Source organism: Lacicoccus qingdaonensis, from assembly GCF_900101075.1.
GTDB classification, from domain to species: Bacteria; Bacillota; Bacilli; order Staphylococcales; family Salinicoccaceae; genus Lacicoccus; species Lacicoccus qingdaonensis.
The window spans coordinates 1-11,580 of sequence record NZ_FNFY01000045.1 but is presented as its reverse complement, the minus strand read 5'-3'; the positions used below and the strand labels follow the sequence as shown (position 1 = coordinate 11,580).

9 protein-coding genes and 1 pseudogene are annotated in these 11,580 nt (G+C 34.8%); 3 read left to right on the top strand and 7 right to left on the bottom strand.

The window, feature by feature from the left end:
- Both BLR15_RS13350 and BLR15_RS13345 read left to right on the top strand, forming a co-directional pair.
- On the top strand, positions 1-261 hold a 261-nt coding region (locus tag BLR15_RS13350; protein WP_000619087.1), incomplete at its 5' end, for a DDE-type integrase/transposase/recombinase.
- 85 nt (positions 262-346) lie between these two features.
- Complete coding sequence (locus BLR15_RS13345) at positions 347-1,192, top strand: primase C-terminal domain-containing protein (RefSeq protein ID WP_092988291.1); 846 nt, start codon at positions 347-349, stop codon at positions 1,190-1,192.
- Positions 1,193-1,804: 612 nt separating this feature from the next.
- Here BLR15_RS13345 and BLR15_RS13340 read toward each other — a convergent pair.
- From BLR15_RS13340 to BLR15_RS13310, 7 genes and pseudogenes are all read right to left on the bottom strand, one after another.
- A complete protein-coding gene (locus BLR15_RS13340) occupies positions 1,805-2,122 on the bottom strand; it encodes a hypothetical protein (protein ID WP_092988289.1) in 318 nt (105 codons plus the stop codon).
- 553 nt (positions 2,123-2,675) lie between these two features.
- Positions 2,676-3,425 carry an SDR family NAD(P)-dependent oxidoreductase gene (locus tag BLR15_RS13335; protein WP_092988287.1) on the bottom strand — a complete coding sequence of 250 codons (750 nt, stop codon included), beginning with the start codon at positions 3,423-3,425 and terminating at the stop codon, positions 2,676-2,678.
- Positions 3,426-3,945: 520 nt separating this feature from the next.
- Positions 3,946-4,104 (bottom strand): annotated as a pseudogene (locus tag BLR15_RS14340) (protein rep); the annotation flags it as partial.
- Between the two features lie 7 nt (positions 4,105-4,111).
- Entirely contained in the window at positions 4,112-6,583 is a 2,472-nt protein-coding gene (locus BLR15_RS13325; RefSeq protein ID WP_331465679.1) for a DEAD/DEAH box helicase family protein, read from the bottom strand.
- Between the two features lie 216 nt (positions 6,584-6,799).
- Positions 6,800-7,954, bottom strand: coding sequence for a site-specific DNA-methyltransferase (locus BLR15_RS14455; protein ID WP_331465680.1), 1,155 nt, complete (start codon positions 7,952-7,954; stop codon positions 6,800-6,802).
- A gap of 193 nt (positions 7,955-8,147) precedes the next feature.
- On the bottom strand, positions 8,148-8,552 hold the full coding sequence (locus tag BLR15_RS14450; RefSeq protein WP_092988281.1) for a site-specific DNA-methyltransferase: 405 nt from the start codon (positions 8,550-8,552) through the stop codon (positions 8,148-8,150).
- A 4-nt stretch (positions 8,553-8,556) separates the two neighbouring features.
- Positions 8,557-9,132, bottom strand: a complete 576-nt coding sequence (locus BLR15_RS13310; protein WP_092988279.1) for a recombinase family protein — start codon at positions 9,130-9,132, stop codon at positions 8,557-8,559.
- A gap of 368 nt (positions 9,133-9,500) precedes the next feature.
- Between BLR15_RS13310 and BLR15_RS13305 the strand changes: the two genes are divergently transcribed.
- Positions 9,501-11,580, top strand: a 2,080-nt coding sequence (locus tag BLR15_RS13305) for a DUF7507 domain-containing protein (RefSeq protein ID WP_143004006.1), incomplete at its 3' end; no start/stop codon positions are given.

The window sequence follows — 11,580 nt, the reverse complement described above, 5'->3', positions numbered from 1 at the left end:
AAGGTAGCAATGGCTAAAGTAATTAAAGCTTTTAAACTTAAACCTGACTGTCATTGTACATCGAAATATCTGAATAACCTCATTGAGCAAGATCACCGTCATATTAAAGTAAGAAAGACAAGGTATCAAAGTATCAATACAGCAAAGAATACTTTAAAAGGTATTGAATGTATTTACGCTCTATATAAAAAGAACCGCAGGTCTCTTCAGATCTACGGATTTTCGCCATGCCACGAAATTAGCATCATGCTAGCAAGTTAAGCGAACACTGACATGATAAATTAGTGGTTAGCTATATTTTTTACTTTGCAACAGAACCCACAATGTCCTTTTTTATCAAAAAGAAATGAAGCACAACTTTAAAGACTTGATAGAGTGGTCACAACGCAAATCAGACGATGCACTGGCACCTCTGAAAATTGTGGTCGATAACACTTTGAACACGCAGCATAGGCAAATTAAAGAAGAGTGGTATCGTGAATTAATACAACAGGCGCACATACATGGCGGAAATGGCTATGGCCGTAACAACACCATTTTTACCTTGTCACTGGCAAATTATCAATCGGATGTATCTTTAGACAGTTGTTTGGACAAGATGGATCAGTTTAATTCCATGCTGGAGGTCCCCCTTAAAAACAGTGAAGTAGAAAAGACCGTAAACAGTGCATACAGCGGAAAGTACAAAGGGGCCAGTCAAGAGCATATAAAACAGTTAATGGAGACCTGGTGTGACCACCAATACAAAACCAATGGGCTGGCAAATTGGTACAAGCATAAGAAAGCACGAAAAGATCGCAAAAACTTACATGCGTATGAGCGAGAAAACGACATCATTCGATACATAGATACGAATGTCCATAACGGAGTAGTAGAAAAATCACTCAGAAGCCTTGCTGATGAGTTCAACATTTCGATTACAGCACTCAAAAATGTTTTGAAGCAATCCAATAAAATCAAAGTAAAAATCGTAGGTAAAGGACGTTACAGTAAGACCCAAATTTATACTTTACAGACGTTAGTTAAACACGTTCAAAATTTGAAAGAGATGTCAATATTACTTATAAAAGAGATCAATAAGATATTTGATTTAGTACCGGATGAATACAGAAAAATTTTTAAAAATATCATAGAATCGAATGATAAAAGCATGGAAATTAACAAGAATAAACAGGTACGGCTATTGATTTAAAGTTAATGTAACAAAGTGCCTTACATATTATATTTATATAGTTTGACCTTGGGAATAACTTTAAGATTTAGTTAATCATTTAATATATTTTTGGATATTCATTTTAAGGAAGAAGGAGTAGTTTAGTAATCTTGAGAGGAAAAATATATGGTGAGTTTTAGAAATAAAATTACAATAATATATTGAGAAATAAACTAAAAAAATTTTATAAGAAAAAAGGGTTTCCGAGAAATGTTATTCTCGGAAAGGATTGTAACATACTTTAATCGATTATTATATAAGGCTTATAAATAGTTTTTGTGAAATTGATAACAAACGGCCATTTTTAAAATAAAATTTCGTTTTTTTTATATACTTGGCATATATGACAGTCTCTTAGATTGTGATGCATCTGGTATAGAATATTTATTTTCAATTGATCACACTGGAATCCATGTGTGATCAATAAATCGGATATCACAGTTCTATTACAGATAGACACTCGATGAAAAACTTTTGAGTCACTCAGAAGCATATTATAATCAATTCAGAGATATGGACTTTAGTATCAAGATAAAAGAAACTCGTTTTCAACTCGTTTCAAAAATCAAAATCTAAGCCGACAAGGACTAACTAATTTTGATTATCTAACACAGATATTTTCTCTTTATTTTTAGTTAAAACTGCAAAAATATCTTTTGAATCATTCTCAGATAAAATCATATCAAGAGAATCATCATAAATTTTCTTAGCTTCTTCTAAATTTTTTTCATTTTTACTCCTAGGCAGATTGAAATATATTCTGCTTATATCTCCAAACAGATCATTACTTTTTTGCATATGAATTAATTTATCTTTATTAGCTTCTGTTTCTACCATGCCATCTCTAATTCCATATCTTATTACAAAATAAAACAAAATAGCTGAAATGATTATATATAAAACAGTCATAATAATATCCCCCCTTTTCACATCAAGCTTATAAAAAAAATTACTTTATTCCAATATTCATCTAGTATTTATTCCAATTTCCTTTTGGTGTGAACCAACGGCAACCCTAAAAACCCAAAAGCTGTCGGTAGGCATTTTGATACCTCACGGTATCTGCCTACCGGCTTTTTAGTTTATTCAGGGTTGCTTTTCCCACCAAAAGTTTTCTCGGCATAAATGGATCACTATAGTTTATTTTGAGTGCAAACGATGAGATGACCCAAGAACCTCATAAACGATATATAAGCACCCTATAACGATTATTTAGCATAAAACACCTTTAACTTTCTTTTAAAAGCTTATACAGGCTTTATTGGACTTCTAAAAGGTATATAACTTCAAGTTAACTTATCTTTTTAACAAAAAATCAAATTGATTTAGTTTCAGTACGCAGTACTGCCCAGTTATACGCACGATTATTTTTACAAATAATCAATCGAGCGTAAACTGTTCAAGACAAGAAGAAACTCGTTTTCAACTCGTTTCTAAAACAAAAACAAAATCCTCAATCAAACTAAATGTAATGCCCTCCAGAAACTAATATAACTTGACCAGTAATCCATTTAGATTGATCTGAAGAAAAGAAAACAACAGCATCTGCGATATCCTTTGGAACACCTAATCGATTCATAGGTATAGTCGGTAAAACATATTCTTCTAATTCCTTATCAATATAACCAGTTTGAACTGGTCCAGGAGCTACACAATTAACTGTTATACCAAATTTACCAACTTCAATTGCAATACTTCTTGTATAAGCTTCAACCGCAGCTTTACTAGCACCATATGATATTTGATTAGCAAATTTCTGAGAAGCATCTGTTGATATATTTACAATATGCCCATCAACTTTCCCCTGATCCTTATGTAGATTCACAAACCTATTAATCAATAACAAAACTGCTTTAACATTAATATCAAAATGATTATAAAAACTTTTTTCATTTGTCTCAAAAGTATTATCAGGAAACTCAGCAACAGCGGCATTATTAATTAAAATATCTATACTCCCAAACTTTGATACAGCCTTATCAAACAAATTATTAATTACTGAAGCATTCTTCAAATCTCCTTTAAAAGGCAAAACATCTACACTGAAATTTCGTAAACTATTCACCATTTCTTCAGCCATTTCGTCATCTTCAAAATAATGAAATATAATATTACTACCCATCTCTGCAAAAATAGTGCTAATCTCTCTACCAATTCCAGAATTTGCACCTGTAATTAAGACTGTTTTATTATTTAATCCCGGATTTATCATATAACCTCTCCTTAGCAGCCAAATATAAATACAATATAACAAATATTTTATTCCAATTTCCTTTTGGTGTGAACCAACAGCAAACTATAAACCTAAGGATTCGCAGCGATTCGATGAATCACTACCAATCCAGTTTATAATTGTTTGCTATTCCCACCAAAAGTTTTCTCGGCATAAACAGATCTTTGCCTTTTATTTCGAGCGCAGGCGAGAAAGGTTTTGTGCATACCCTCAGAATGACGTATAAATGCACCCTTACAGATAATTTGAATGAATCACGATAAAATATACCTAAAATCTGTTTAAAAGCTTATACGAGCTTTATTTGGGCTTTAAATGCATTTTAAACCCAAGTTAGATTATTTTTTTAATACTTTCTTGATTTGATTATTTGAATATCAGAACACTGCCCAGTTACACGCACGTATTTTTCTTACGAAAAAATGAGCATTCCCCTGGGAAAATCCGCCTCAAGGGTGAAAACAGATAATCTGCTGAAAAATAAAAAAAGGAACAACTTTTAGTTGCCCCTTTGTAAATAATAATTCTGCTTTTGGAAATTCCAAATCGCAATTATTGAGTTTGCTTCTTCTTCGCTTTCTGACACTTTTTCTTCGTCAGATGTATTTATCAAATTGCCATCTTCCGCATCATCTAAATTTAAAATTTTAAAGTTCTCTAAAATATTATAGAAGTTTATCTTTGAAATCTTGTCTAAACATATTCTTTTGATTACTTTCATTTGAGAAAAACTTCATGCCTAATAGCCTGACGTCCTTGTTCTCAGATAACACTTCTATATCTTCGTTTTCACTTAATGAAAGTAAAAAGTCTTCTTTCCATCGATCTTCTAATTGCAAATGTCCACCTTTGGGCTCCAAGAAGACTTGGTAAGTATAGTCCTCACCCTGAAGGTAAAGCAGAAAGTCAGGCATAAAACCACGAGTCCCATTGATTTCAACAATTTTCACTTTTCGTTCATTTCTGATGAGGTAGACTTCTTGGTATTTTTCTTTAAGTTCTTCTACATAATCATTAATGAAATTGATGAACGAGCTCTCCAAACTGTTGACGATGGCTTTATCATATACATACCAATGATTATCCCGCATGTTTCTTTTCTGCAGAATTTCACTCATATTAGACACTTTGGAATTGACCTTATTCAACTCAATATAGTAGTCATTGATTAGTTCAGGCATGGAAACACCTTCAAATACTGGAGTACCACGTTCTTTCATATAGTTTGCTTTCATCTTTTTCTCTACATAATCAAAATATTTCTCGACCATTTTGAGTTTGCTTAAAGGACTCAGATGATGTAATTCTAAACCGAGTGGCATGGTGATATAGAATGTTAAATCTCCAAGGAAATCAGGATTTTCAATGAAATCCTTCATACTCGATAAGGCAGGAATATATGTTTTGAAATTATTGAAGTGAAAGAATGGTTTTCGCTGTAGCGCCTTTCGGATATAGATACGGTCTACATACCAAGTCACTTCATGTGTTTGTCCGACACCTGGCTGTTTGGTACGTTTGCCATAGTGCTGTTCAACGGTTATTTCAAATGGAATTTCATAGTCTGTGGTCACGTTATAGTGCGAAAGTGTTCTATAATCATCCGCAGTCGTTTTCTCTAGTTTATTAATATAAATCTTACCATTTTTGAACACTGGGCTCTTTTTAAATGCAGGCTTAAGCTTCGCTTCTAACCGATCGTATTCGTCTTCTTTTAATTGTATGCTCGCAGATTCGAGTGACTTTTCCAAGTTTTTAATATAGGCATTCTCATTAATCGTATGATAATGCAAGCTTTCAATGACTTTGAGATCTGTCTGCACTAAATCGAACCGTCTTGTATATGAGCGCTCTTCCTGGTATTCAAAAGGGTAGTACCTTGCCCCACGGCCAATTAGTTGGGCCTCACTATCTGTCGTCGTCTTCGTTGAAGTGGCCCCTTCACTGATTCTCACAATGTCGAACAGGTTCAATACATCCCAACCTTCATTCAGCTTTGCGACGGCAAAGGTGGCACGAATTGGATTGTTGTCTTCCTCCAATGTATTCAACAGTAGGGCATTATCTTCCGAAAGGAAGGCTTTATCATTGGCATTTAGGATGGTTTCTTCTGTGAAATCCCACTGCAGGTCACGAATGACTTCAGGCAGTGGTTGATTTTTATAATACTCGAACATCTTGCTCCATATACTGTTCTCATGCTTATAGGTGGCATGGCCAAGGTTGATAATATGTGACAGGCTTTCCACGTTCAGTGCCTGCACGGTGTTTAATAGGCGTTCATTGGCGGATCGGGAAGTCGCAATCTTGTTGGACTTGAACAGAATGATTGGCTTTAATGTGATGTCATTATCTTGGGCAATGTATTTACGATATTGGCTCAATAGAATGGCGTTCAGCATCTTGTTTTCATCTGCTTCATCGGCACGCAACAGCACCACATTCTTCGAATACCCATCATTCATGAACCGTCTCAGATCATATTGATAGACGATCTTGTCTTTATACTTTTCGAATAGCACATCCTGATTCAAGTTGATGGTTGCCGTATATTCTAATAGCCGATTGGCAGGATTGAGCTGAAGCAGGGTATTGACGGTGTTCTCCCATGTTCTCTCTTCATACTCTTTCGTATTCAGTTTCCGTTTGTCTCGCCGTGTCCATGCATTGATATGATGGGCTTCATCAGCCAACAGCACAAGTCGCGTATTCTCTAACGCTTCATAGGTTAATGCATTTTCTTTAGGTTCTGTCAGATCAATATGCAATTTTTGAATCGTGGTCAGTTTCAAATAGATTGTATTGGCATCTGGAAATGTTGGGAATACATCGACCACTTGGATGGAAACCTGCTGGCCATCTATCACGATGCCTTCTTTTCTGAACAGATACTTACTGGAACTTTCATTGGTGAGGTTGTCATAAGTCTTTTTAATGATGGCATCACTGTTCACAAAGAAGATGAAATTCTGTTGACTGTGTTCCTTAAATAGATACAGGATGGTGGCGGCCAGGACAAGTGTCTTTCCTGAGCCTGTTGCCATATGGAACAACAGATGATTGAATGAAAGATCTGCATTATCTAGCTCTTGTGTATAGATGAGCTGTTTCAATGCTTGTGCTTGGTATTCTCGCAATGGATGGCTTAAGTTATCTTGAACATATGTTGGGACTTCTGGTGGTTCTTCAAACAAGGAGTTGAACTGTGCTTCAATTTTTTTATGAAGAATTTCATTACTCATTCTGATCACCTTCTTTTTGATAGAAAGAATGATTAAAGACTTTTACTGAATCAGAAATATCATACTGACTGTCTTCAATTTCTGAGTAATTGAGATACAATTGATTCATATCTAACACTTGGATAAGCACTTTTTTTGTTCTGCTAAAGATAATGATTTGAAGTTCTCGTCTTGTGTCGTGACCTTATCTAAGTCCACTTTGAAGTTCAAATAGGCAGATGTTTTCATCTTATCAATGACGTGTTCTAATGTCTCAGTGCTTGAGCAATCTTGAATAGCCTGGAGATATTCTTCGTTGAGGCTGTGTAATTCTGCATACACAAAGCTACCGCCCCCTTGCCAGTTAACATCATTAGAAACCCCACCTTGTTCTCCTTCAATAACTTTACGAAGACGTGGTATAGATACATCAGTAATATAGTCCATTTGTTCAATACCAATAAATCTACGTCTCATTTTATGGGCTACTGCTTGTGTAGTCCCAGAGCCCATAAAGAAATCTAAAACAATATCGTTATTTTTTGTGGCTAATTGAATAATTCTTTTTATAAGCTTTTCTGGTTTCGGTGTTGAAAATATTGAAGTTCCGAACAATGATTTAAGTTCACTATTTGCCTCTCTAGTTGTTCCAGTATCCTCGCTATACCAAATATTTTCAGGTGTTCTCCCTGACTGCTCTGATAAATATATTTTTCGAATAATATTAGTGTTACCTGGTTTGAAGATAATCTCGCCTGTTTCTATTTTTTTCTCAATAGATTCTTTAGACCATCTCCAACCATTTTTGGGAGGAGATATAACGCTTCCATCAGGTGCCTCAATATCAAATTTTAAACTAGGACGTAAATTGGGGCTTCTGACATCTCCAGCTCTCCATAGCCCTTTAGGGTCATTATCTGGATTTTTATAATTTATATTATCTTTTTCAGTCCTAGGCAAATCATAGAAATCTAGAGAGTCTTTGTTTTTGGCATAAACTAATAAATGATTATAATGTCTAGAAAAGAAACGTTCATCATTCTTACTTTGTTTCGTGTGATTCCAAATCACATCTGCTATAAAATTCTTCCGTTCAAATATAGAATCTAATAGAACATTAAGGTAATGGCTTTCATTATTATCTATATTAATCCAGATACTCCCATCTTCTGTTAGCAATTCCTTTGCTACCTCTAACCTATTTTTCATAAATGTAAGCCAAGTCGAATGATTGAATTGATCATTGTATCTAAAGCTATCTCCCCCTGTATTATAAGGTGGGTCTATATATATTAATTTTATTTTATTGGAAAAACGTTCTTTTAAATTATGTAGGGCAACTAAGTTATTACCTTTTATTATTAAATTATCATCATCGTCAATAGTCTCTGTATCGTGTTGACCATTCTTATCGTATTTTTTTATACTTCTAAAAACTTTGGGAGATAATAAAGTATCAATCTCTTCTTTGGCTATAACATCATGATAATAAATTTCTTTTTTTTCCTATATCCTCTTTTGTCATTCCACCTTCTAAAACAGAATCTTTATGTGGAAAATCGAGCACAACATCTGTATTGTATTTAAGATATTTTCCTTCGCTTGTTAGGCCAACTTCATTTGTATATTTTGTGTAACTATTGTCCCAATAATTTTTAAACCTTAACATACCAATAAAATCTTCTGTTTTAAAAACTATACCTGATGACAACTGAAGTGAGTATGTATCCCTTATTAGTTCGTTCAATAACAAAGCTTCTATCAAACTTTCGTTGTAAGAACGTACATCTTCAATCAATTTATGCTTCAATAATGTATCTTCATCCCAATACTCAGGAAATGCTTTTAAAACTTCATTTATCTCTTGCTGGAGTTCGGTTTCCATAAAATCATTTCTCTCCAATCTTTTCTTCGGTCTGATTATTAACTATATTATAAATAGTACTTTTCGATACACCAGTCATCCTGATGATTTCATTTATCGTATATTTCTTACTTTCATACAGTGATACAACTGTTTCTCTTTTATCTTTAGATAACCTGGGTCTTCCTCCCATTCTACCCCTTGAGCGTGCTGAAGCTAACCCTTTTTTTGTTCTTTCGCTCAATAGATTTGCTTCAAGTTCTGCAAAAGCACTCATCATAGTAAAGAACATTTTTCCCATGGCATCTTTGGTATTGATATTCATATCGATTATTTCCAAATCGATTTCATTTTCGGCGAGATATTGAGATAGCTCTATTAATTGTTTAGTTGTACGCCCAAGACGATCTAATTTTGTGATGACTAAGGTATCTCTTTCACGTAGATAGTCGAGGCATTTATCCAGTTCTGTTCTGTTATATTTTCGACCACTCACCTTTTCAGAGAATATCCGTTCACAACCATATTCATTTAAGATATCAATTTGACTATTTAAATTTTGATCTTTTGTACTGACTCTCGCATAACCAATTTTGCTCATGATTTGTCCTCCCTAAATACCTCTTAATGAGGGATTATATGTGTTCTGCTCTCTAATAACGACTCAGTAGCTTGCACCGTAGTCCAAAAACTCATTTATTTATAAAGTTAGTATACTAAGATAATTATACGAGTTTTTGTACTCACAATCTATAGTAAAACTAACTTGATTTCATCTTTTTCCAAACTTCCAATAAACGGTTCTTTATTGGAAGCCCTTTTTAAAAATTCCTTTCATTTCTTAAATGTTAGTACAAATATAGTTTTAATTCAGAAAATACAAATAAGGTAGTGATGTTGTATATATTCACTTTATTTTGTATACTAGATATTGACAAAATTTGTTTAGTAAATATTTAGGAGGATATCATGAACATAGCGAAGATAACAAGACAAAGTGGAATCATGCTTCTGATTCTATTAATCATCAACTCGACAATTTTTAGTTACCACGATGCCAACATTGCTCTTGGGGCAGAAGAGAACCATGAAGATGGCACAGGTGGGATGATTAATCCGAATGGTCCACAAGAGTTTGAAGACTCTATCATTTCCAAAAATGCTACATACACTGGTAATCCAGGAGAATATTTTATCGATCTGAATATTGAAGGTAAAGACCAAGAAGTGGTTGAACCAACAGATATCGTTTTGGTCTATGACAATTCAAATAGTATGGCCACAAATAATCGTGTCGGGGTGGCATACGATGCCACATCCGACTTCATTAATCAAATGCTGACTAATGAAAATGAAAATATTCGTATGGCATTAGTTTCATTTGGTACACATGTGATGGATGGACGAAGCAATCAAGTTCGTGGCGGTAGAATGGGTAATTTTTCATACAAAACATTGACCAATGATCCAAGTAGCATAATTGAAAAATTGCCTACAAATGTCCCGACTAATCGTGGCAGGGGCAATAACGGCGGTACATATACACAAGAAGCATTGGTCGAAGCTCAGGATATTTTAGCTGGTAGTGATGCTGACAATAAGGTAGTAATAACAATTACAGATGGAGTGCCAACGATAAGCCATGACGGAAATCGTATTCAAGGGAACGGCACTAATTTCTTCTACGGTAACAGCAATCATGGTACCAATACTATAAATGCTGCTAAAGGTATTCAATCATCTGGTATTGACATGCACTCTATAGGAGTTGAAATCTCCGGTGATGCAGGGGCCACTCAAGCAGAAGCAAAATATGTTATGGAGAACATCGCATCAACACCTACTCGATATCACAATGCAGAACAAGTTGATGAAATAGTAGATATTTTAAGCCAAGTTGCTACCGGCTTTTTAGCGACTATTAATAATGGTACAGTGACTGATCCGATGGGAGAGCTAGTCGACCTTTCTCTAATCGGAGAAGACTTCGTCTCTGCTTCTGATGATTCATTAAGTGATGGTGATTATTATTTAAGCGCTAGTAAAGCTGCATTGTTAGATGGCGTAACGGTTTCATTAGACGGGGAAACAATTACATTAGATAATTTAAACCTTGCCGCAGGTGAATCTATTAACCTACGCTATAAGGTACATTTAGATACTGAAAATGAAAATTTTGAAGGCAATGAATACTTTGAAACCAATGGTACAACTACACTGGCACCGAGAGCTGACAGTGATATCGTTAGAGAGTTTGAGGTGCCTTCGATTAAAGGACCAGCTTTAGAAGTTTCTGGAACGAAAATTTGGGAGGATATTGGTGGAGAATCCAATCGCCCGGATGAAATTGAAATAGACTTATATAGGAGTACTGACGGTGGCCAGGAAGAGTTTGTGGAAACTGCAGCTGTAGCAGCAGACGAGAATAATGAATGGGGTTATATTTTTGAAGGGTATCCAATGTACTCTTCTAGAGGCCTTTTGTACGACTACTATGTCAAAGAAGTAACGGTAGATGGATATAAAACTTCATATAGTGATGACGGTCTAGACATTACAAATACACTTATTGCAGAACCTTCAATCAATTTGGTTAAAACAAGTAACAAGGAAATCATTTCAGAAGTAGGTGAAGAAGTCACCTATACTTTTGAAGTTGAGAATACTGGAAATGTAGTGCTTGATAATATTGTTTTGAATGATCCGATGCTCGGTGGGGGAATTGAGCTTGAAAACACAACACTCGAACCGGGAGGAACAACAACAGTAAGTGTTAACCATACTGTTACTCAAGAAGATTTAAATCAATCAGATGTTGAAAATGTTGCGTCTGTAACAGGTGAAGACCCATCTGATAATCCTATAGAAGATGACGATACTGTCACTATACCTACGGACCAAGTTCCTTCTATTAACTTAGTTAAGACTGCTGATAGAGATAATTTAGTTTCAGGTGAAGCGATCAACTATACATTCACAGCGACCAATACAGGTAATGTCACGCTGACAGATGTGAATATCAGTGATGTGCTCGAAGGGCTGAGTGACA

Coding starts and splice junctions, on each gene's coding strand:
- BLR15_RS13345 (WP_092988291.1), top strand. CDS start 347: ATGAAGCACAACTTTAAAGACTTGATAGAGTGGTCACAACGCAAATCA.
- BLR15_RS13340 (WP_092988289.1), bottom strand. CDS start 2,122: ATGACTGTTTTATATATAATCATTTCAGCTATTTTGTTTTATTTTGTA.
- BLR15_RS13335 (WP_092988287.1), bottom strand. CDS start 3,425: ATGATAAATCCGGGATTAAATAATAAAACAGTCTTAATTACAGGTGCA.
- BLR15_RS14450 (WP_092988281.1), bottom strand. CDS start 8,552: ATGGAAACCGAACTCCAGCAAGAGATAAATGAAGTTTTAAAAGCATTT.
- BLR15_RS13310 (WP_092988279.1), bottom strand. CDS start 9,132: ATGAGCAAAATTGGTTATGCGAGAGTCAGTACAAAAGATCAAAATTTA.